The 21,922-nt window shown below is 61.5% G+C and carries 22 protein-coding genes and 1 tRNA gene; 13 read left to right on the forward strand and 10 right to left on the reverse strand.

What is annotated here, in order from left to right:
• Positions 1-20: 20 nt before the first annotated feature.
• Both recN and rapZ read left to right on the forward strand, forming a co-directional pair.
• Positions 21-1,670: a DNA repair protein RecN gene (gene recN / locus AEP_RS07765; RefSeq protein ID WP_087494852.1), complete on the forward strand. Its 1,650-nt coding sequence runs from the start codon at positions 21-23 to the stop codon at positions 1,668-1,670.
• A 27-nt stretch (positions 1,671-1,697) separates the two neighbouring features.
• On the forward strand, positions 1,698-2,573 hold the full coding sequence (rapZ, locus tag AEP_RS07770; protein WP_087494853.1) for an RNase adapter RapZ: 876 nt from the start codon (positions 1,698-1,700) through the stop codon (positions 2,571-2,573).
• Here rapZ and mutY read toward each other — a convergent pair.
• The 3 genes from mutY to mutM are packed head-to-tail and all read right to left on the reverse strand — an operon-like array spanning position 2,570 to position 6,458.
• On the reverse strand, positions 2,570-3,634 hold the full coding sequence (gene mutY, locus AEP_RS07775) for an A/G-specific adenine glycosylase (protein WP_087494854.1): 1,065 nt from the start codon (positions 3,632-3,634) through the stop codon (positions 2,570-2,572). The genes rapZ and mutY overlap by 4 nt on opposite strands.
• A gap of 2 nt (positions 3,635-3,636) precedes the next feature.
• Entirely contained in the window at positions 3,637-5,598 is a 1,962-nt protein-coding gene (locus tag AEP_RS07780; RefSeq protein WP_087497245.1) for a dynamin family protein, read from the reverse strand.
• A gap of 44 nt (positions 5,599-5,642) precedes the next feature.
• Positions 5,643-6,458 carry a bifunctional DNA-formamidopyrimidine glycosylase/DNA-(apurinic or apyrimidinic site) lyase gene (gene mutM, locus AEP_RS07785; protein WP_087494855.1) on the reverse strand — a complete coding sequence of 272 codons (816 nt, stop codon included), beginning with the start codon at positions 6,456-6,458 and terminating at the stop codon, positions 5,643-5,645.
• Positions 6,459-6,497: 39 nt separating this feature from the next.
• Between mutM and AEP_RS07790 the strand changes: the two genes are divergently transcribed.
• The 8 genes from AEP_RS07790 to AEP_RS07825 all read left to right on the forward strand — a co-directional run bounded on the left by AEP_RS07790 (position 6,498) and on the right by AEP_RS07825 (position 12,725).
• On the forward strand, positions 6,498-8,237 hold the full coding sequence (locus AEP_RS07790; RefSeq protein WP_087494856.1) for a tetratricopeptide repeat protein: 1,740 nt from the start codon (positions 6,498-6,500) through the stop codon (positions 8,235-8,237).
• Entirely contained in the window at positions 8,234-8,731 is a 498-nt protein-coding gene (locus AEP_RS07795) for an outer membrane lipoprotein LolB (protein WP_087494857.1), read from the forward strand. The genes AEP_RS07790 and AEP_RS07795 overlap by 4 nt, the downstream gene beginning before the upstream one ends.
• A gap of 33 nt (positions 8,732-8,764) precedes the next feature.
• A complete protein-coding gene (gene ispE / locus AEP_RS07800) occupies positions 8,765-9,640 on the forward strand; it encodes a 4-(cytidine 5'-diphospho)-2-C-methyl-D-erythritol kinase (protein ID WP_087494858.1) in 876 nt (291 codons plus the stop codon).
• Between the two features lie 14 nt (positions 9,641-9,654).
• A tRNA-Gln gene (locus AEP_RS07805) sits at positions 9,655-9,731 on the forward strand.
• 79 nt (positions 9,732-9,810) lie between these two features.
• The gene (locus AEP_RS07810; RefSeq protein WP_087494859.1) at positions 9,811-10,773 is read left to right on the forward strand and encodes a ribose-phosphate pyrophosphokinase; all 963 of its coding nucleotides are present in this window, start codon (positions 9,811-9,813) and stop codon (positions 10,771-10,773) included.
• Between the two features lie 99 nt (positions 10,774-10,872).
• Positions 10,873-11,496 carry a 50S ribosomal protein L25/general stress protein Ctc gene (locus AEP_RS07815; protein ID WP_087494860.1) on the forward strand — a complete coding sequence of 208 codons (624 nt, stop codon included), beginning with the start codon at positions 10,873-10,875 and terminating at the stop codon, positions 11,494-11,496.
• Positions 11,497-11,595: 99 nt separating this feature from the next.
• Positions 11,596-12,279: an aminoacyl-tRNA hydrolase gene (gene pth, locus AEP_RS07820; protein ID WP_087494861.1), complete on the forward strand. Its 684-nt coding sequence runs from the start codon at positions 11,596-11,598 to the stop codon at positions 12,277-12,279.
• A gap of 29 nt (positions 12,280-12,308) precedes the next feature.
• Positions 12,309-12,725 (forward strand): hypothetical protein, encoded by a 417-nt coding sequence (locus tag AEP_RS07825; protein ID WP_087494862.1) that lies wholly within the window; start codon positions 12,309-12,311, stop codon positions 12,723-12,725.
• 24 nt (positions 12,726-12,749) lie between these two features.
• Here AEP_RS07825 and AEP_RS07830 read toward each other — a convergent pair whose 3' ends face one another.
• The 5 genes from AEP_RS07830 to AEP_RS07850 all read right to left on the reverse strand — a co-directional run bounded on the left by AEP_RS07830 (position 12,750) and on the right by AEP_RS07850 (position 15,835).
• The gene (locus tag AEP_RS07830) at positions 12,750-13,013 is read right to left on the reverse strand and encodes a YfhL family 4Fe-4S dicluster ferredoxin (RefSeq protein WP_087494863.1); all 264 of its coding nucleotides are present in this window, start codon (positions 13,011-13,013) and stop codon (positions 12,750-12,752) included.
• Positions 13,014-13,015: 2 nt separating this feature from the next.
• Positions 13,016-13,501, reverse strand: a complete 486-nt coding sequence (gene coaD / locus AEP_RS07835; protein WP_087494864.1) for a pantetheine-phosphate adenylyltransferase — start codon at positions 13,499-13,501, stop codon at positions 13,016-13,018.
• Positions 13,502-13,542: 41 nt separating this feature from the next.
• A complete protein-coding gene (gene rsmD, locus AEP_RS07840; protein ID WP_087494865.1) occupies positions 13,543-14,172 on the reverse strand; it encodes a 16S rRNA (guanine(966)-N(2))-methyltransferase RsmD in 630 nt (209 codons plus the stop codon).
• Between the two features lie 55 nt (positions 14,173-14,227).
• Positions 14,228-15,052: a gamma-glutamyl-gamma-aminobutyrate hydrolase family protein gene (locus AEP_RS07845; protein WP_257789660.1), complete on the reverse strand. Its 825-nt coding sequence runs from the start codon at positions 15,050-15,052 to the stop codon at positions 14,228-14,230.
• Positions 15,053-15,148: 96 nt separating this feature from the next.
• Positions 15,149-15,835 (reverse strand): TetR/AcrR family transcriptional regulator, encoded by a 687-nt coding sequence (locus tag AEP_RS07850; protein ID WP_087494867.1) that lies wholly within the window; start codon positions 15,833-15,835, stop codon positions 15,149-15,151.
• A gap of 127 nt (positions 15,836-15,962) precedes the next feature.
• Here AEP_RS07850 and AEP_RS07855 point away from each other — a divergent pair, with 127 nt between their 5' ends.
• The 3 genes from AEP_RS07855 to AEP_RS07865 are packed head-to-tail and all read left to right on the forward strand — an operon-like array spanning position 15,963 to position 19,041.
• A complete protein-coding gene (locus tag AEP_RS07855; protein ID WP_087494868.1) occupies positions 15,963-17,366 on the forward strand; it encodes an amidase in 1,404 nt (467 codons plus the stop codon).
• Positions 17,367-17,373: 7 nt separating this feature from the next.
• Positions 17,374-17,877, forward strand: coding sequence for a DUF3237 family protein (locus AEP_RS07860; RefSeq protein WP_157673079.1), 504 nt, complete (start codon positions 17,374-17,376; stop codon positions 17,875-17,877).
• Between the two features lie 12 nt (positions 17,878-17,889).
• Positions 17,890-19,041 carry an MFS transporter gene (locus AEP_RS07865; RefSeq protein ID WP_087494870.1) on the forward strand — a complete coding sequence of 384 codons (1,152 nt, stop codon included), beginning with the start codon at positions 17,890-17,892 and terminating at the stop codon, positions 19,039-19,041.
• Positions 19,042-19,057: 16 nt separating this feature from the next.
• Here the strand turns inward: AEP_RS07865 and AEP_RS07870 are convergent, their stop codons facing one another.
• Positions 19,058-20,398 carry a M16 family metallopeptidase gene (locus tag AEP_RS07870; RefSeq protein WP_087494871.1) on the reverse strand — a complete coding sequence of 447 codons (1,341 nt, stop codon included), beginning with the start codon at positions 20,396-20,398 and terminating at the stop codon, positions 19,058-19,060.
• A 24-nt stretch (positions 20,399-20,422) separates the two neighbouring features.
• Positions 20,423-21,904 (reverse strand): M16 family metallopeptidase, encoded by a 1,482-nt coding sequence (locus AEP_RS07875; RefSeq protein WP_087494872.1) that lies wholly within the window; start codon positions 21,902-21,904, stop codon positions 20,423-20,425.
• Positions 21,905-21,922: the final 18 nt, after the last annotated feature.

Genomic DNA, 21,922 nt, shown 5'->3' on the forward strand with positions numbered 1-21,922 from the left:
GCGCCACCAAAAGTGAACACATGGCACTCAAGCGAATTGTTCTCAGAGACTTTGTGATCGTCAGCGAGCTGGAGCTGGACTTGGAGTCCGGCTTTTCGGTGCTGACAGGTGAAACCGGCGCGGGCAAATCCATCCTGATTGATGCGCTGCAACTGGTGACCGGCGCGCGCGCTGACACCGGCGTGATCCGCGAAGGCGCGGCCCGCACCGATGTGAGCGCCGAGTTTGACAATGCGCCGGGCCTGCAAGCCGTGCTGGACGAAGCTGGGTTCGAGTCTGGCGACACCTTGCTGCTGCGCCGCACTGTGGACACACAGGGTAAAAGCCGGGCCTGGGTGAATGGCAGCCCTGCCACCGCGCAGCAGCTGCGCACCATCGGCGAGCAGCTGCTGGACATTCACGGCCAGCACGCCTGGCAGAGCCTGACCCGGCCCGAGGCCGTGCGCGGCCTGCTGGACGCCTATGCCAAGGTAGACACCAGCGCTCTGGGCAGCCTGTGGGCCAGCTGGCGCCAGACCCAACAAGCTCTTGCCCAAGCTCAAGCCGCGCAAGACAGCCTGCAGCGCGAGCGCGAACGCCTGGCCTGGCAGATTGGCGAGGTGGACAAGCTCAACCCCGGTACCGACGAGTGGCCCGAGCTCAACGCCAGCCACGGCCGGCTGGCCAACGGGCAGGCGCTGATTGACGCGGCCCAAGGCGCCGTCAACCTGCTGGAAGACGACGACACCAATGCGTTGGCCCCGCTGCACGCCGCGCTGCAGCTGCTGCAAGCCCAGTCGCACCTGGAAGCCGAGTTCAAAGACGCGATTGAGGCCCTGAACTCCAGCGTCGCGCAGATAGAAGACACCGTACACAGCCTGCGCAGCTATGCCCGCCGCGCCGAGCTGGACCCCGAGCGGCTGGCCGAGCTGGACGAACGCATGTCGCTCTGGGTGAGCCTGGCGCGCCGCTACAAGCGCCCGCCCGAAGAGCTGGCCGAGCTGTGGGCCAGCTGGAAGACCGAGCTGGCCCAGCTGGACGCCGCTGCCGACCTGGACGGCCTGCAAGCCAAAGAACGCAAAGCCCAGGCCGCCTTCATGGCGGAGGCCAAAGCCCTCTCCAAACAACGCGCCAAGGCTGCGCCCCTGCTGGCCCAGAGCATCACCCAAGCCATGCAAGGTCTGGGCATGCAGGGTGGCCGGTTTGAGGTGGCGCTGGAGCCCCTGGCCCAGCCCCAAGCCAGTGGCCTGGAAGACGTGCAGTTTCTGGCCGCCGGCCACGCCGGCAGCACACCGCGCCCGGTGGGCAAGGTGGCCTCGGGCGGCGAGCTATCGCGCATGGCGCTGGCCATTGCGGTGACCACCAGCCGCTTGGGCACGGCCCAGACATTGATCTTTGACGAGGTGGATTCCGGCGTGGGCGGCGCAGTGGCCGAAACCGTAGGCCGCCTCATGCAGCAGCTGGGCAGCGACCGCCAGGTACTGGCCGTGACCCACTTGCCCCAGGTCGCCGCCTGCGCGCACCACCATTTGGTGGTGTCCAAGCAGCTGCAAGGCAGCGCCACCCTGAGCACCGTGGCCCCGGTGGGCGGCGAACAGCGCGTGGCCGAAATTGCCCGCATGCTGGGTGGGGAAAAGCTCTCGGGCACTACGCTGGCGCATGCCAAAGAAATGCTGGATTCAGGCCTGTAAATGAGCGACATGCCCCCCCCTTCGTCAATGCCCATGGAGATTGTGCTCATCACCGGCATGTCCGGCTCGGGCAAGTCGGTGGCGCTCAACGCGCTGGAGGACGCGGGCTTTTACTGCGTGGACAACCTGCCACCCGAGCTGCTGCTGCCCTTTGTGGAGCTGGAGCGCCAGCACAACGCGCAGCGCGTGGCCATTGCCATGGATGTGCGCAGCGCCACGTCCCTGCCCTTGGTGCCCCAGCAGTTGGCTGCCGTGCGTGCGCTGAGCGTGGTGGTCAAACCTTTGTTTTTGGACGCTACCACCGACACGCTGGTGCGCCGCTATTCCGAAACGCGACGCAAGCACCCACTGTCACAAAACAGCTCAGACCACGGCGAGCGCGACGAGCGCCGCGCATTGGTGGACGCCATTGAACTGGAGCGCGAACTACTGGCCGACCTGCGCGAGCAGGCCCATGTGATTGACAGCAGCATCATCCGCCCCTCGCAGCTGCAAGGCTACGTGAAGGCCATGATTGCCGCGCCCGGCGGACAGCTGACGCTGGTGTTTGAGTCCTTTGCGTTCAAGCGCGGCGTGCCCACCGATGCGGACTACATGTTCGACGTGCGCATGCTGCCCAACCCGCACTACGACCCCGAGCTCAAACATCTGACCGGGCGCGACCAGCCGGTGATCGACTTCCTGAAAGCCCAGGAAGCGGTGGAGCTGATGCAGCACCACATCGCCCACTTTCTGGAAAGCTGGCTGGACGCCCTGGCCCGCGACCACCGCAGCTACGTGACGGTGGCCATAGGCTGCACCGGCGGGCAGCACCGCTCGGTGTACCTGGTGGAGCAACTGGCCAAGCGCTTCAGCAGCGAGTGGGTGACGCTGAAGCGGCACCGCGAGATGGACGCCCTCTAACCTTCCAACAGCTTTCGCACCGGTGACGGCAATCCTGCTGCGGCCCACTCGGCAGGGGTAAACCAAGTGCCTTCGCCCAAACCATTTGCTATCAAATCAGTAGCTGCCCGCGCACATTCCACCTGCGCTGGGTGCATAAAAAGGTCTTTATGCGTGAGCACATGGGTCACTGCAGGCATGAACTGCAAGTCGGCAGCAAACGCGGGCGGCAGCGCAGCCCGTAAGGCGTCTTCGCTCTCGAACAGCGGGAAGCACTGCAAGCCCGCCCACACACCCGGCGTGGGACGCTTGCTGAGCCAAACGGCGCCGTCATCCCGCTGCAACCACAGCAGCCACAGGCTCTGGCTGCTGCGCTTGAGCTTGCGGGTGCGCACCGAGTAGCGTTCGGCGTCACCCGCCTTGGCGGCAGCGCACTGGCTGTTCACCGGGCAAAGCAGGCAGCTGGGCTTTTTGGGGCTGCACAGCGAGGCGCCCAAATCCATCATGCCCTGCGTGTAGCGCGGCATCACGCGCGGGCCTTCAGTGGCCACCTCGGCCTCTGTGGGCAGCAAAGCGGTGGCGCGGTCCCACAAGGCGCGTTCGTTGGTCGTTGAAGCCAAGTCCGCATCAAAGCCCAGCACGCGGGTGAGTACCCGCTTCACGTTAGCGTCCATGATGGCGACGCGCTCGTTAAAACACAGCGAGGAAATCGCCGCAGCGGTGGAGCGGCCTATGCCGGGCAGGGTGACCAGCGTTGCCGCATCGCGCGGGAAGGCGCCGCGATGCAGCTCCATGACCAGCTGGGCGCAGCGGTGCAGGTTGCGGGCGCGGCTGTAGTAGCCCAAGCCACTCCAGAGGCCCATGACCTCGTCACTGCTGGCGGCGGCCAGGTCTGCCACCGTGGGACAGCGGGCCAGAAAGCGGTCGAAGTAGCCGATAACGGTGGCCACCTGCGTTTGCTGCAGCATGATTTCTGACAGCCACACGCGGTACGGGTCTTGGGTGTTTTGCCAGGGCAGGCTATTGCGGCCGTGCTGCGCCTGCCAGCGCACCACGGCGGTGGCGAAACTGCTCTGCGCCACGCTCAGACCAGTTCCACGTCAACTTTGGTGGCCGGTTTGGCGCTTTGCTGGGCGGCCACCAGGTAGGAGGTGAGCTCCATGAGTTTGGCGTCCAGCTCGTTGAGGGCGTTGCTCTGCTGGTTGATCTCGCCGATGCGGTCTTCCAGACCACCGGCGGCTTGCGAGATGCGGTCAATCGCCTCGATGCGGCGGGCGAAGTTGCGGCGGCGTTCGCGCAGCTGGGCGTCCAGCTGGGCAGCGGCCGATTTGCTCCACAGCTCCACATCGGCCAGCGCGGCCTCATGGATGTTCCGCAAGCGGGTGGAAAGCGCACGCACCAGGCGGTCGGCAAACTCGGGCTGGGCCAGCTTGAAGGCATTGCCCAGGCCGAGGTACTGCAGGTGGTTGCGCTCCACAGTGTCCAGGTCAGCCGAGAAGCGGGCCATGTCGGGCTCCACCGGCGGCTGCAGGGAGAAGCCGTATTCGGCATTCAACGAGGTAAAGCTGGCCTCCAGCATGCTCTGGATTTCGGCGCACAGGCTTTGCACGCGCTGCAGGTTGCCGCGCAAGCGGTCAAAGGTTTCGCTGTAGGCGCGCTTGACGCCCAGCTTCAGGCCTTTTTGCAGCAAGGTGTCGCTGAGCAAAGCCATTTCTTTCTTGAGTACCGAGGCGCCCAGGATGTTGAACACATCGCGCAGCAGGCGCAGGTGCACCGAGCGCACGGCATGGATCTTGGCGCCGCCCTGGTCAAACTCCGCCTGCTCTTGCGAGATGCGGTTGCGCATGTGCTTGATGACGTTGGCGTTTTTGCCCTGCAGGCTTTGCAGCTCCAGCATCTGCTCGGTCAGGTCACGCTTGCGGATGTTGATGACGCGGCCGGTCTCGCCGCGCAGGTCAGTGATGCCGCCTTTCATAGCCGAGGCCAGGATCTTCTGGCGCTTGCCCATCATGCCGTGGCCGAGTACGTCCTCGAGCACGGGCAGGCAGCTCTGGCGCAGCAGAACGTCGTCTTCGGTGACCTTGGCAACCAAGCCCTTCTGCGCGGAGACGGCAATCACCCGCTCTTTGGGAATACCCAGAATGTCGGCCGTGCTGGTGCGCTGTCGGTCGATCTGGGTCTGGATCTGGGCCGGGGTGCTGAGGGCGTCCCACAGCGTGTCGATCTTGTTGAGCACCACCAGACGCGCATCGGGGTCGGTGGACTCGGTGATCAGGTGCTCGCGCCAAATGGAGAGGTCGGACTTGGTGACACCAGTGTCCGCACCCAGCATGAACACAACTGCGTGGGCCTGCGGAATCAGGCTGACGGTCAGCTCCGGCTCGGCGCCAATGGCATTCAGGCCCGGGGTGTCCAAAATCACCAGCCCCTGCTTGAGCAACGGGTGGGCGATGTTGATAAGCGCGTGGCGCCAGCGCGGCACCTCGACCATGCCCTGTGCATCCACCATGGGGTTGTCTTCGGGGGCTTGGGCATGCCAGAAGCCCAGGGCACGGGCTTCGTCTTGCGTGACTTTGCGAGTTTCAGCCACTTTTTCCAAGGCCTTGGCCAGCTGTATGGGATTGTTCACATCGAGGTCGATGCGGGCCCACTTTTCGGGGGCCATGCGCCATTCCATCAGGGCTTGGGGTTGCAGGCGGGTCTCGATGGGGAGCAGGCGCAGGCAGGGGGGCACATCGGCGTCGTAGCCCATTTCTGTGGGGCACATGGTGGTACGGCCTGCGCTGGCCGGCATGATGCGCCGGCCGTACCCTGCAAAGAACAGGGCGTTGATCATCTCGGATTTGCCGCGCGAGAACTCGGCCACAAAGGCCACCATCACCTTGTCAGAGCGCAGCTGGGTTTCCAGGCGCAGCAGGCGTTCTTCGACGCCCGCGTCCAGCAACTCGTGGTCCTTAAGCCATTCCGCCAGTAACTTCAGGCGCAGGGCGAATTCGCGCCGCCATGTACCGTGTTGGTCAAACTGATCGTTGAATGAAGTAGCCACGTAGTCCCCCGAGGAATCGGCCAATATAGCACCACGCCCCTCTCTTAGCGCTTCTGGCAAACCATGCAGTAGTACGTAGAGCGCTGCCCCTGCCGGATGGCGCGTACCGGTGTGGCGCACACACGACAAGGCGCGCCTTCGCGGCCGTAGACATTGGCTTCGAGCTGGAAGTACCCGCTTTCGCCATTGGCATTGGAAAAATCCCGCAGGGTGCTGCCGCCCTTCTCTACCGCGCGGCTGAGCACGTCTTTGACCGCCGCATGGAGCTTGGCCACCCTTGGCTTGCTGATGCTGTTGGCAGGGCTGGTGGGGCGTATGCCGGCGAGAAACAAAGCCTCCGATGCGTAAATATTGCCCACCCCGACCACCACCTCGCCGGCCAGCAACACCTGTTTGATAGGCGCTTTGCGCTGGCGCAGGCCGGCCAGAAAGGCGGCGGGGTCAAAACCATCGCCCAGCGGCTCCACACCCAAGTGGCCCAACAGCTTTTGCGCCACAGGGTCGGACTCGCCCGCCGCAAACACCACCGCTCCGAAGCGGCGGGGGTCGTGCAGGCGCAGGGTGCCCAGGTCCGTCACCATGTCAAAGTGGTCATGCACGCCGGCGGGCGGCAAGTGGCGGTCAAAGATGACCGAGCCCGACATGCCCAGGTGCACCAGCAGCAAGCCATCGCTCAGGTCGATCAACAAATACTTTCCCCGGCGTCGCACGCCGCGCACCCGCATACCTGCTAGCTGGGCAGGCTCACACTGCAAAGGCCAGCGCAGGGGTTTGCCCATGCGCACGCCCTGAATGGTGGCGCCGGTGATGCGGTCGGCAAAACTCCGGCGGGTCACTTCGACTTCGGGCAATTCAGGCATGGGCGCTCTCGGTATTGGGGGTTGGATTATTATGGTCCGATGCACCGTACCCCACGCCTCATTGCCCTGGCCGCCCTGCTGGCCGGACTCGCCCCTTTCGCCCCCGCCGTGGCGGCAACACCGGCGCCGGTCATCGTCAACTCCGACCTCGATGCGCGGCTGATGTACCAGATCCTGCAGGCGGAAATGAGCGCACTCGATGGTGACGAGGCGAATGCTTTCTCGCTCACGCTCGACGCTGCCCGGCGCTCGGGCTCGGTCAAGTTGTATGAGCGTGCCGTCGAACTCGCTTTGCGTGCCCGCAGCGCCGAATTCGCCATTGAAGCGGCACGTGCGTGGCAGCGTGCCTACCCGAACGCCAAAGAGCCGAACCGCTATGTGCTGCAGATATTGATCGGCACCAACCGCCTTGCCGAAATTGCGGACCCCCTCAAGCGCGAACTGCAGGGGCTAACCGGCAAGGAAAGGGTGACCGCGATCAACCAGATTCCCCGCTACTTCCCCCGGGTGACGGACAAAGCATTAGCCGCCAACGTGGTGGAGCAAGCTCTGGCCGCAGACTTGCCGACCAGCAATTACGGCCCTGCGGCTTGGGCTGCGGTAGGCGTAATGCGGTTTGGCGCTGGCAACACGGCCGGTGCACTGGATGCTGCCCAACGAGGTGCGGCGCTCGACAGCTCCGCAGATGAGCCCGCCATATTGGCCCTGAACCTGATGGAAGCCAAGACGCCCGCCGCTGAAGCGGTGGTGCGCAAATACTTGGCTGGCAAAGCCATTCCTGAAATCCGCATGGCCTATGGCCGCACCCTGATAGGTGCGCAACGCTATTCTGAAGCGCTGGAGCAAATGAAGGTGCTGAACCAGCAGAAGCCCGAATTCCCGGATGCCTGGCTGGTGCGCGGATCGCTGGAGCTGCAAGACCGCGGCAACGCCGTCGCGGAAAAGTCGCTCAAAAAATACCTGAGCCTGCTACCTGCGGAGCAGGACAGCGGCGACGAATCAGAAACCGGCCGCGGCGCTGTGCAGGCCTACCTGCTGCTGGCGCAGATTGCCGAGCAGAACGGCAAAGCCGACGAAGCCAATGCCTACCTGCAACGCATCAAGAGCCCCCAAGACGCTTTGCGCGTGAACACCCGCCGCGCGATGCTACTGGCCCGCCAAGGCAAGCTGGACGATGCGCTGATGGTGATCCGCACTTCGCCCGAGCTGCAAGCGGACGATGCCCGCACCAAGCTGGCCACCGAAATACAGCTGCTACGGGAATATAAAAAAATGGACGAGGCCTACGCTCTGCTGGGCAAGGCCGTCAAAGCCTATCCGGATGACACCACCTTTGCCTACGACCAGGCCATGGTGGCCGAAAAGCTGGGCCGTATCGACGAGATGGAGCGCCTGCTGCGCCAGCTGATCAGCAAAGCACCGGACTATCACCACGCCTACAACGCGCTGGGCTACTCACTGGCCGATCGCAATATGCGCTTGCCGGAGGCACGCCAGCTCATTCAGAAAGCGCTGGAGTTTGCCCCCGGCGATCCCTTTATCGTGGACAGCTTGGCTTGGGTGGAATTCCGCAGCGGCAATCTGGCCGAAGCCAAACGTCTGCTGGAGCAAGCCTATGCCAGCCGGCAGGATGCAGAGATTGCAGCTCACTTGGGCGAGGTGCTCTGGGTCTCCGGGCAACGCGATGCCGCCAATAAGGTATGGCGCCAGGGCCTAGAGCAGCAAAAAGACAACGAAACGCTTCTGGAAACCATCAAGCGCTTGAACCCTTCGCTATGAAGCGCAGGCGTTTTGCCAGTGCCCTGGCGCTGGTTGCTACATTTTTTATAGCTGGTTGCGCACACAGGACGGGCGCCAATGGCGCTTTTCCTGCAGAAGCTCAATGGACCGGTCGTCTGGCGCTCAAGGTTCAGACCGAACCACCTCAAGCCTTCAGCGCCGATTTCGAGCTAGGCGGCAGTCCGCAGAGCGGTCTGCTGGTGTTCTTCACCCCCCTGGGCACGACCGCCGCGCGCCTGCAGTGGGCACCGGGCGTTGCCACACTCTTGGCTGACGGTGAAACCCGCCAATTCGACTCCCTGGCCGCCTTGGCGCAGCAAGCGACAGGCGCCGAACTGCCAGTGCGTGCCCTGTTTGACTGGTTGAACGGCCAAGCCACCGAGGTGCCCGGTTGGACAGTAGACCTCAGTCGGCTGGAGCAAGGCCGCTTGCAAGCTGCCCGAGCAGCAGGTGTATTGCCCGCGGTGGACTTGCGCATCGTGCTGCAGCGCTGAGTTCGCGTCAGCACAGCATTGATAATCGCGGGCATGCAGTCGCTCTACGACATTCCCGCCCCCGCCAAGCTCAATCTGTTTCTCCATATCGTGGGCCGCCGCGATGATGGCTACCATCTGTTGCAATCGCCCTTCATGTTGATTGACTGGTGCGACACGCTGCACTTCAGCCAACGCAGCAACGGAAAAATCAGCCGGGAAGACCTGACCTGGGCGCTGCCTGAAGACGACTTGGTGGTCCGCGCCGCGCGCGCCTTGCAGCAAGCAACCGGCTGCACTGCAGGCGCACACATCGCCATTCACAAGACCATCCCCGCCCAGGCCGGCATGGGTGGAGGCTCATCCGACGCGGCATCGACGCTGCTGGCGTTGAACCGGCTTTGGAATCTCAGGCTCTCCTTGGAAGCTCTCTCTACTATCGGATTGAAGTTGGGCGCCGACGTGCCCTTTTTCCTGGGCGGGCGCAATGCCTGGGTGGAAGGTATCGGAGAGAAACTCACTCCTGTAGAGATACCGGTTTCGCGTTGGATCGTCGTCAAACCGGACGCCGGATTGGAGACAAAAAGAATTTTTTCTGATCCCAACTTGAAACGTGACTCAGAGTGCGCTACAATCTATGGCTTCGCTGCACACACTTTCGATAAGACATTGAGTCAAACTCGAAACGACTTGCAGGCCATAGCCCAGACGCTATGCCCCGAGGTTAATCAAGCCCTTCAGTGGTTAGATTCCAAAGGCTTAAGCGGTCGGATGACTGGTTCAGGAAGCGCAGTTTTTGCGCACCTCAACCAAGACTTCAATCTGGATGATGTGCCAAGCAACTTTGAAGTCAAGTTGTGCAGCAGTTTGGATGTTCACCCCCTTCAGGGATGGGCACCCAGCGACGGTTTATCGGTGGATAGCGTTTAGCTATCAACCCGTGTAGGGGAGTCGCCAAGTTGGTTAAGGCACTGGATTTTGATTCCAGCATGCGAAGGTTCGAATCCTTCTTCCCCTGCCAAATTGCTGTTCGGGCCGGTCCCGATTCAGCATGCGATCTGTGACGAAATAAACCCAATCTCTTCGCTGGACCACCCCACATGCAGGCATTCACCCCCCCTGATTTCATGGTTTTCACCGGCAATGCCAACCCAGGCATGGCTGAAGACATTGCCAAGCACCTTGGTATTTCTCTGGGTGCCGCCAGTGTCGGCCGCTTCTCGGATGGTGAAGTCACCGTCGAGATCAACCAGAACGTGCGTGCCCGCGATGTGTTTGTGGTTCAAAGCACCTGCGCGCCCACCAACGAAAACCTGATGGAACTGCTCATCATGGTGGATGCGCTCAAGCGCGCTTCTGCTGAACGTATCAGCGCAGTGATTCCTTACTTTGGGTATGCCCGCCAGGACCGTCGTCCCCGCTCTGCCCGCGTGCCTATCACTGCCAAAGTGGTGGCGAACATGCTGCAAGCCGTGGGCGTGGACCGCGTGCTGACCATGGATTTGCACGCTGACCAGATTCAGGGCTTCTTTGATATTCCGGTGGACAACATTTATGCGTCCCCCGTGCTGCTAGGCGATTTGCGCCAGAAGAACTACAGCGATTTGATCGTGGTGTCGCCTGACGTGGGCGGCGTGGTGCGTGCCCGTGCGCTGGCCAAGCAGTTGAACTGCGACATGGCCATCATCGACAAGCGCCGCCCGAAGGCCAACGTGTCTGAAGTCATGCACGTGATCGGTGAAATCGAAGGTCGTAACTGCGTGATCATGGATGACATGATCGACACCGCAGGCACCTTGGTGAAGGCCGCTGAAGTATTGAAGGCCCGCGGCGCGAAGAAGGTGTATGCCTATTGCACACACCCCATCTTCTCCGGCCCGGCCATTGAGCGTATCGCCGGTGGCGATGCTCTCGACGAAGTCGTGGTGACCAACACCATTCCCTTGAGCGCTGCCGCCGCGCAGTGCAGCAAGATCCGCCAACTCTCCGTGGCCCCGCTGATCGCCGACACGATCCAGCGTATCGCCAAGGGAGATTCGGTCATGAGTTTGTTCACCGAGTAATCACTCGGAACAAAAAGCAGACGCTGCAGGCTTCGGCCAGTGGCGTCTTTTACTGTCGGAGTCACACTGGTCGCGGTGGACTCTTTTTTGGAGTTAGTTATGAAATTTGTCGCTTTTGAGCGCGCTAAGCAGGGCACGGGTGCGAGCCGCCGTCTCCGCATCACTGGTCGTACACCTGGCATCGTTTACGGTGGCACCGGCGAACCCCTATTGATCGAGCTGGACCACAACGCTTTGTGGCACGCCCTCAAGAAAGAAGCCTTCCACTCCACTATCCTGGACATGGAATTCAACGGCAAGGAAAGCAAGGTCCTGTTGCGTGACGTGCAAATGCACCCCTACAAGCAACTGGTTCTGCACATCGATTTCCAACGCGTGGAAGCCAACACCAAGCTCAGCATGCGCGTGCCTTTGCACTTCAGCGGCCAGGAAAACTCTCCTGCCGTGAAGACAGACGCTTGCTTGATCAACCACGTCATCACTGAACTGGAAGTGGCTTGCTTGCCAGCCGACCTACCTGAGTTTATCGCTGTGGACCTGAGCGGCCTGGAAAAGGGCAAGTCCCTGCACGTGAACGACTTGGCTCTGCCCAAGGGTACCGTTGCTGTGACCCACGGCAAGCCTAACCCCGTGGTCGTGTCCGTCGTGGCTCCGGTGGAAGAAGTGGCAGCTCCTGTTGCCGCTCCTGCTGCTGATGCCAAGGGCAAAAAAGGCAAGAAGTAATTAACGCCCTGCGTTGATTGCCTTGAAACGGCCCACTTCGGTGGGCCGTTTTGCGTTGGGGCACATGCCTCTGATGTTTTGTAAGCCATAATTTTCTGCATGATCAAACTGTTTGTCGGCCTGGGCAACCCCGGCCCCGAATATGACGGTACCCGCCACAATGCCGGCTTCTGGTGGGTGGATGCACTGGCACGTGAACTCAAAGTCAACCTGGCCATGGACCGCGGTTACCACGGCCTGCTCGCCCGCACCAGCATCAAGGGAGAAACCGTCTGGCTGCTGGAGCCACAAACTTTTATGAACCTGTCGGGCAAGTCCGTAGGTGCCTTGGCCCGCTTCTTCAAAATCAAACCGGAAGAAATTCTGGTAGCGCACGACGAGCTCGATGTAGTGCCCGGTGAAGCCAAGCTCAAGTTCGGCGGCAGCCACGCCGGACATAACGGCTTGCGCGACATCCATGCCCAACTGGGCACCGGCGACTATTGGCGACTGCGCCTGGGCGTGGGTCATCCGGGCGTGAAGTCAGAAGTAGTGCATTGGGTGCTTAAGAAACCTTCGCTGGACCACCGCATTGCCATCGACCAGAGCATTGACCGCTCGCTCAAGGCCCTGCCCCATTTGCTCGCCAGCGAGATGGACAAGGCCACCATGCTGATTCACACCAGCAAGCCACCGCGCCCCAAGCCCCCCCGTGCGCCCGCACCGCCTGCTGCGGGTGTAGCCAACGCGCCGGCCATGGAAGCGGGCGCCACAGATTCACCCACCTCGCCACCAGCAGCCTGAAAAACAAATTGCCATACCTGAGACCTGCCATGCAAAAACCCATATTGCTTGCTACAGTTTTAGTAGCTGCTTGCGCAGTATCCACGGGCGCCGGCGCACAAAAAGTCTACCGATGCGGCAATACCTACAGCCAGACGCCCTGCGGTGGCGGGAAGACGCTGGATACCACCTCCCCCAACGCAGCCTCGTCGGTAGCCCGCAAACAAGCGGTCGACAAAGAGAACAAGCGGCAAATGGAAGCGGCCAAAGCCATGGAAAAAGCAAGGCTGGCGCAGGAAGCTGAAGCCATGAAGCGGCACCAGGCAGAGCTCAAGGCGATGGAAGAGGAAAAAAACAAACCCGCCAAAGGGGCCACCGCAGGCACAGCGTCGGCACAGGCGCCCCTGAAGAACAAGAAACCGCCAGAGTTCTTTACTGCCAAACAAGCCCCCACCGAGAAGCCCTGAAACGGGCCTGGAAGCAAGCGAGAGTCAGGCCGGCTTGCCAGGAGCAGCTTGCAAACGTAGGTACTTCTGCATCAAGGTTTCCTTGCTCTCCACAAACTCCGGGTTCACCGGAATGCAAGCTACCGGACACACCTGCACACACTGCGGTTCCTCGAAATGTCCCACACACTCTGTGCACTTGTGCGGATCAATTTCATAGATCTGCTCGCCAAGGTAGATGGCCTCATTCGGGCACTCCGGCTCGCACACATCGCAATTGATGCACTCGTCGGTGATCAGTAGCGCCATGCTCAGCTCACCTTCGCCATCAGGCGTGTGTGCACCACGGGCGCCACGAACTGCGCCACATCGCCCTTCAGGGTGGCAATCTCGCGCACCAAGGTACTGGAGATGAATTGGAAGCGCGAGTCCGGCGTCAAAAATATGGTTTCCACTTCCGGCGCCAGTGCCTTGTTCATGCCGGCCAACTGCGCTTCGTAGTCAAAGTCTGTCACTGAACGTACGCCGCGCACCATGGCGCGGGCGCCGTGGGCGACAGCAAAGTCGCGCACCAGACCGGTGAAGCTTTCCACCTGTACGTTGTCCAGAGGCTGAAACACTTCGCGCACCATCTCCAACCGCTCTTCGAGGCTGAACATGGTTTTTTTATGGTGCGCCACGGCCACGGCCACGATCACCGTGCCGAACATGCGGGACGAGCGGCGAATCAGGTCCTGGTGCCCCAAAGTGATGGGGTCAAAGGTTCCCGGAAAAACGGCAATGACGGGTTGTGGCATGGCAAAAACAGTTGGAGTGGCCAGCGAGGCTGAGGCCGGAATTATGCCGCCGTGTGCTTGAGCAGGTGCGCATGCACCGCGCCGGCCTTGAGGTGCCTGTGGACACTCAGCCCCACGGCGCTCAGAGTTTCATCGGTATACGCAGTGGGCGACTCCAGATACACCCAGCCTTCAGGCGCCAGCGCACGGGCACAAGCGCCCAGTGCGGGCTCGAACAGCGGCGCGTCAAACGGCGAGTCGATGAAGATCACATCCAAGCTGCCGGGTGCCGCCTGGCGAATAGCGGCGACACCGTCACCGCGCTGCACATGCACGGCGTTGGCTTCGAGTTGAGCATGGGTTTTTTTGAGCTGCTCTATCAGGGCGCCGTCCTGCTCAATGATGAGCACATCTTTCGCGCCACGGGACGCAGCTTCAAAGCCGAGAGCACCAGTCCCGGCAAAAGCATCCAGGCATCGCAAGCCGGTCATGTCCTGTCCCAGCCAGTTAAACACGGTCTCGCGCACGCGATCCGGCGTGGGGCGCAGGCCGGGCTTGTCGGCCACTTTGAGTTTGGTGCGCTTCCAGAGCCCGCCGATGATGCGGATTTCGTGGCTCTGGCCGGCGCGGGGTCGCGCGGGGCGCTTGGGCGCAGCTGCAGCGCTGCGTGAAGAAGTGGCTTTGGCATTCATGCGGGGAGCTTAACCCAAGCAAGCCTTTGATCCGGCCGCTCAAGCCTACCGGTTGCTATTGAGCACGATGCGTTGCCCGCCATTGCCTGCAGGCATCGCCAAAAGCTCTCAGGATCGCCATCGAACTCGCGTTGGTCCGGGATTTCCATTCCGGATGCCACTGGACACAAAGAGCAAATCCTGGGCTTTGCCCGACTGTAAAAGCTTCAACCAATCCGTCTTCGGCGCGAGCCTCTACACGCAGACCAGAGGCCAAACGAGCAATGCCTTGGCCATGCAGGCTGTTGACCATGAAAGCGCCGGACTTCACGATGGCCGCCAAATGCCCGTCATGAGTCACTTGAACTCTGTGAGAGGGACCGTATTGCACATCCAAATCAGGGTGGTTGGCTTCCCGATGATTCGCATTCCCGGGTTGATCATGCACAGCTTGATGAAGACTGCCCCCGAGTGCGACGTTGGTTTCCTGAAAACCGCGACATACACCCAGCAAGGGAATGCCCCTAGCCACTGCTCGACGTATCAGGGGAAGCGTCCATGAGTCCCGCACCGGATCCAGCGGCTTACTGGAATCCAGCAGTGCTTCGCCGAAGTAGCTCGGATGCAAGTTCGATGCAGACCCGGTAAGGAAAACACCATCGACCATATCGAGCCAGGTATCGACCTCATCAGGATGAGCCGCCGGAACGGCTATCGGATAAGCCCCCGCCAATCTGACGGCTTCGACATATTTGCGACCGACCATGTGGAATGGATGGTCGTTCACCATGCGGTTGCAGCACGTGATCAATACGCGCGGTGCATCAGCCGGGAGAGACTCTTCGATGGGGTATGTGTTGTTGTACATGGTGCAGCCTTTGATTTTCAGCGCTTGCTTCAAAAAGCGATGATATGCTCGTTTTATAAAAAAGTGAAAACGAGACTAGTCACGAACAGCCAACGCACCAAATCAGCACAAAAAACGCATCCAAACGGGTCACTCAACCGTTTGACTCACCATAAGCAGGCGCGAAGCCATTCCGATAATGGCCGCACGAAGAAACTCGAGCGAAGAACCCATTTCGCCGGACTTCTCCACCACAAGTACCACCAGGCCGGCGTGCATCAATAACGGCAAGCAACGGGAAAAAGAGTCGATATCCTCCGCACTGGCGGTCGGAACATAGTGCCGCAGCGCTGAGGAAATGGACGCATAGACTCTCGCGTCGTGCTCCATGACAACCGGGCGCAAAGCCGGCACCCCCTCCGACAAATACGGCATGGCACTCAAGCCCGCTTGCTCGCTGTAAACCCGCGCGCCTTCACGCAATTGGGCTTGGAGATAGCGAATCAAATCGAGGCCGCCACCGTGCCGTGGATGCAAGCTATCCAAAGCCTCAAACACACCATCCAGCCACTGAACCAGCAGCGCCTGGAGTATGGATTCCTTGTTCGGGAAATAACCGTACACCGCGCCTATCGACAAACCAGCCCGCGCCGCAACGCGGTTGGTCGTTAACCGGTCCAACCCACCCGACTCAATCTCTTCACCGGCAGCACGCAGTACCGCACGGACCGTCTCCTGGGCACGAACCTGCCTTGGCGCCCTGCGCAGCGAAAGAGAAACATCCGCAACAGGCGCACCCTCAGCGTCGACCACATCCACCGGCTTCTTTTTTGTCATCACTCAATGATACCCAGCACACACTCTTGGCATGGAACATGCTGGTAAACCCCAACTTATACGAGCAATTACTCGCTTAATAATGCCTCATCCACACAACGCCGTGCACCACAAGACATCGCTCCCTATGCCCAACAACGCTGATCTGGAACTGAATTACCTCTCCGCCACGGACGCACTCAAGCGCTTTCGCAATGGCTCTCTTTCGCCCGTCGAACTGCTGGACGCTCACATCCTCCGGATCGAAGAACTGCAACCCGAACTCAACATCATGCGGTCCACGCGCTTTGATCAAGCCATGGAGTCGGCGCGACGCGCAGAGGCCATATACCGAACCGCACCCGACTCGGCAGGCCCTCTGGAAGGGATTCCCACGGTTTTGAAGAACGAACACAACCTGGTAGGCGAGGAAACAGACCAGGGCTCCCTGTTACTCGCCGGGATAGTCGATGAACACAACGCCCCCCTCACAGATCGCCTGCTCGAGGCCGGCACCGTCATCCACGGGAGAACGCATGTGCCGGAGTTCTATGTAGCGATGTTCACGCGGTCTCTCGCCCATGGCGTGACCCGCAACCCTTGGAACCCCTACTTCACCTGTGGCGGGTCATCCGGCGGCAGTGCCGCGGCATTGGCTGCGGGAATGACGACATTGGCCACTGCCTCAGACATCGGCGGCTCCGGTCGCGTGCCCGCCGCGTACTGCGGTGTGGTGGGCATCAAGCCCAGCTACGGCCGTGTTCCGGAAGCATCGTTCTTCTTCGCGATGAACACTTACAACCACAACTGCATGATGGCCCGCACCGTGGCGGACACCGTCCTGATGTTTAACGTGATGAACGGGCCGCACCCTTGCGACCCTGCGAGCCTGCACCCGAAAATCGAGTTGTCAGTGCCCCCCGGGGACCTCAAAGGCATGCGCATTGCCTTGTCCATGGACCTGGGTTACTTCCAGGTGGCCGATGACGTGCGCCGCAATACCTACATGGCGGCCCAATCACTACGGGAACATGGTGCCATCGTTGATGAGGTCGAGTTGGCTTGGGACCGCAAGGTACAGCGGTACTTCACGCACGGGCTTGGCATGCCACTGGGGCGGGGGCTGAAAGCGCTCACCCACGGGGCTGAGGACCAAGTTAGCGACTACGTGCGCACGGCGGTCGAGCTTCTGGGAAACATCACGGCGGAGGAATACATCGAGTCCATCGATGGCATGGGAAAGATGCACAACGCCCTCCAGGACGTCTACGCCAACTACGACGTGCTGCTTTGCCCCACCTTGGCACGGAACACCATGGCCGCGGAAGGCTGCGCCGAAGCGCACACGGACCTGATGGAAAACTACATGACTTATCCATTCAACATGCTCAGCCGGCATCCGGTGATGAGCGTGCCCAGCGGCTTCGGAGACAACGGAGTGCCCACCGGGCTCCAGGTAGTGGGTCGAACCTACCGCGAAGACGATGTCATCAAGGTAGCAAATGCCTTGGAACAAGCGATCAACTGGCCCGCCTGGCGCCCCACCAAGTGAGACATCCATGACCAACCTCACTTCCCCACCCATGCCCGGACTTCACTTGCGATTCGCCTACGAGGCGTTGGTCACGTTGCAGCCGGAAGAGATCCAAGGCCATACCCCCAAGGGCCAACGCTTGCGGGTACCCATCACTGGAGGGCGATTTCAGGGACAAGGGCTTTCGGGTCGCATTCTCCCGGGCGGCGCTGACTGGCAGCTGTTGCGCAGTGATGGCCGACTGGAAATCGAGGCCATCTACGACATGCAGACCGAAGACGGTGCCTTCATCCATGTCCGCAACAAGGGACTTTGGTTCAGCGCCAACAACCAATGGCCCGCTGAGTACGCAGTAACCCATCCCGTGTTTGAGGCACCCCAAGGTCCCTATGAATGGATGAACACCAGCCTCTTCGTGGGCACGGTCGGCGAGGGACCTGACGGCCCTCTGTCCATCCGACTCGCCGTGTATCAAGTGTGCATGGATACGCAATTTCTTCCCCCTCTAGCCACAGCCCTCAACCTCTGAAAGACTCCTCCCATGACAGTCATCGCCCCCTCCCCTGACGAATTGCCCACGCACCACACGTTCTCGCTGATCGCCCTCGTGTGCGTGGCATCGATCTTCTTCCTGGGAACCCCCGGATTCGTTGTGCTGATGGCCACCCAATGGTCCCTGACGGAAAGCCAATTAGGGTTGATCGCTGCCGCAGATAGCGTGGGCAACGCCGTGGGATCGCTCCTCATGACATTTGTGCTTTTCCGGTACAACCCGCGCGCGTTGGTCCTGATCGCATTGCTGGGCTTCATTGCAGCCAATGCCTTATCCGCTTTCCGGCTGGATGACACCACCATGCTTTTGGTTAGGTTGGCCTCCGGCGTGTTTTCCGGGGTGATCGCCGGCCTGGCGATACGCCGACTCTCCGAGGGCAAGGATGCCGACCGCAACCTCACTTGGATGGTCATCAGCCAGACACTGGCCATTGCCGTCTTGCTGACCTTTGTGCTTCCCTGGGTGGGCGAACTGGGTCAAGCCACTGCCGCCTTCATCATGGTGGCCTTGCAAGGAGTGATCTGTCTGCTGGTACGCACCCTGTTTCCCGCAGTCCACCTGCAAGCTGAAACGGAACTATCCAACACCAGTGCACCCCGAACTGCATCGGCCTACCTGGCCCTGCTCAGCATTTTTCTGCTTTACGTCACCGTCGGTGTGGTCTGGACATTTGTGGGCTTCATGGGCCACGAAGCCGGTTTCAAAGACGCTTTTGTGGAAACTCTGCTGGGTGGCGCGAATCTCTTGAGCATCGCTGCCATTTCCATCGTTCCTTGGATGATCCAGCGCGACCGGCTCTTCAGCACCGGCATCGTGGCACTGACCCTATGCACACTGGCCGCACTGGGCTTGTCACTCCCTCCCCAAGCCTGGACCTATGCGGTATCGACCGTAGTCTTTATCTGTGCCTGGGGAACCTCCATCACTCTGCTGCTAGCGCTTCTACCCAGCTACGACAAGGCAGGACGCATGATCATGCTGGCACCCGGCGTACTGTGCATGGGCTCAGCATTGGGTTCCTTCTTGGGCGGCCAGCTCATGGAGATGCAAAGCCCCGCTTGGGCCTTCCGCATTGCTGCCATCTGCTGCGCCATCGCCGGGGTCATCGTCTTGGGTCTGGGCGCCACACGCAAACGCTAAATTGCATGGGGTGCGCCTAAGGTGCGCCCAGCACTACCGTCGCCATGCGCGCAGGCTTGAGTTTGCGGGCCATGGCCGCACGGACATCAGCCACCGTAAGGCGCTCCACCTGCTGCGTCCAGGTGTCTAGATAGTCCAGCGGCAGGCCATTCCAGGCGATGTTGGCCACGTTGTCGAGCAGCTTTTTGTTGCTGTCGATGCGCAGCGCAAATCCGCCGATCAGGTTGTCTTTGGCGGCTTGCAGCTCTTTTTCAGTCGGACCCTCTTCCACGAACTTGGTCACCACCTCGCGCACCAAAGTCAGTGCTTGCTCCGCTTGGTCAGGCCGCGTTTGGAGGCCGATGGTGAAGGCACCTGCATGCATGCCGGGCGCAAAGTAGCTGTACACGCTATAGGTGAGCCCCCGCTTCTCGCGCACCTCTTCAGTCAGGCGGGCGGTAAAGCCGCCACCGCCCAGGATGTGGTTACCCACCGTGAGCGCGAAGAAATCCGGGTCGTTACGCTTAAAGCCCGGCTGCCCCACCAGCACATGCGCCTGTGCCGATGCAAACGGAATGCGTACCTCGCTCGCTGCCGCTAGCGCTGCCACCTCGGGCACCGCCGGTTGTGCAGTGCAGCCACCTTGCGGCACACGGGCCAGCAGCTTGGCCACCAAGGCATCCGCCTGCGCACGGTTGAGCGCGCCCACGATGCTGACCTGCGCCGCACAGGCACGCAGGACCTTGGCGTGCAAGGCGCGCAGGTCTTCCACGTTCGTCCGCAACAGACTGGCCTCGGTCGTCTCGCTGCCATAGGGGTGGCTGCCGTACACGGCCTGGCTGAACGCACGCCCGGCCAGCGTGGCAGGGCGGGTGTTGGCTTCCTTCAGGCTGGCAATCATCTTGGGACGGTCACGCAGCCAAGGGGCTTCGGGGAACGATGGCTCGCCCAACTGGCGGGCAGCCAGCGCCACTGCTTTGTCCAGCAGGTCCGGGTAGGTCAGGGAGCGCAGGCCAAAGCTCATGCGGTCGGCACTAGCGCTACCGCCGAAAGACGCGCCCAAGTCCGCCCAGGCTTCGCTGAGCTGGTGCTCGTCCAGCGTGGGGCCAGCACCGCTGGCGCGCACGCCGTTAGCGGTGCTGGCGGCCATCAGGTTGGCCAGGCCGGGCTTGTCGATAGGGTCGCGGCGGGCGCCGGCATCCAGGTCGATCTGCACGTCCACCATCGGAATGGCGGGGCTCTCAACGAGGTAGATACGCACACCACTGGGCTGCGTCCAGTGCTGGATGGGTATGCCCGCCCACACGGAGTGCATACCAAATAGGGCGATAGCGCCCGCCAATATTGCGCGAGCAGCTACAAATTTAGGAGTAATCATGGGTTCAATGGCTGGAAGCGCTGTTCAATGGCGAAGGCCTACCGCGGGGACGCGGGGCTTGCGGGTCGCATCCACAGGCTGGGGCAGCAGGGTGGCGACGGTGAGGGCGTCATCGCCAAAATATTTGGCGGCCACGGACTGCACCTGCGCCGCAGTCACTTTGCGTAAGCGCTCCAGCAGCAGTTGGTCAGCGCCCAAGGGAAAGCCGTTGATCCAGCTCACACCCAGCAAGCGGGCCTGGTTGAACACGCTGTCTTGCTTGTAGACCTCGCCCGCCACCCAGCGGTTTTTAACGCGGGTGAGTTCGGCTTCGGTCACACCATCTTTGGCGACCAGCGCCACCTGGGCGCGCAATGCGGCCTCCACCTCGGTGGCCGTTTTGCCTACGGCTGGTATGCCATAGAGCGTAAAGAGCTGCGGGCCGCGGGCGGTGAGCCCGTAGTACGCGCCAGCTTCATCCGCCACAGGTTTGTCCGACAGTGTGAGCGCGCGCGGCAGCCGGGCACCGTCGTAGCCCGAAAGCACAGCCGAAAGCACGGTGAGCGCCAATGCATCCTCGCTGGTCGCGTCAGTAGGTGCCGCCGCCGTCGCTGGCAAACCGGCAGGTTTGAGACCGGGCACCTTGAAAGCAAGTGCCACATAGGCCTGCTCGGCAGGTGCTTTGAAGTCCAGGCGGCGCAGCCCGGTTTGCTCGGGCTCAGTGCGCGGCTTGCGCTGCGGCAGGGCGTGCACCGGCAGGCTGCCGTAGTACTTTTCGGCCAGCACACGGACCGCGTCAACATCCACATCTCCTGCCACGATCACGGCGGCATTGGTAGGCGTGTACCAGCGGCGGTAGAAGGCGCGGGCGTCGTCTGCAGTCATGCTCTCCAAGTCGCTCATCCAGCCCACGATGGGGCGGCGGTAGGGGTCGGCCTGGTAGATCACCGCGTCCATGGCCTCGTGCAGGCGGGCATGAGGCTTGTCTTCGGTGCGAAGGCGGCGCTCTTCTTTCACCACCTCCAGCTCTTTGGCAAACACCTCATCCGTCCAGGTGTTGTTGGCAAAGCGGTCAGCCTCGAGGCGCATCACGTCTTCGAGCTTGGCCGAGGGAATCTGCTGGAAGTAACCGGTGTAGTCCTTGCTGGTGAATGCATTTTCGCGGCCACCCAGCGCAGAGACCTTGCGCGAGAAATCCCCAGCCTTCACCGTAGGCGTGCCTTTGAACATCATGTGCTCCAGCAGGTGGGCCACGCCGCTGGTGCCATCCACCTCGTCCATGGAGCCCACGCGCACCCACACCATGTGCACCGCGGTGGGGGCACGGCGGTCCGGCTTGACGATGAGCGTCATACCGTTCTTCAGGGTGAACTGCTGCGCCAGCGTGGCGGCCGGCGCAGGTTGCACCTCGCCTGCGGAGGCTGACAGGGGCAGTAGAAGACAGGGAATGGTGAGGGATGCGGCCAGCGCGAACGCGGAAACCGGGGCGGCCCAGCGGGCGCCCGACAGGTGAAATGGGTGTTTCATAGAATGCTGTGATTCTAG

It is taken from the genome of Curvibacter sp. AEP1-3 (assembly GCF_002163715.1).
Classification (GTDB): Bacteria; Pseudomonadota; Gammaproteobacteria; order Burkholderiales; family Burkholderiaceae_C; genus Allorhodoferax.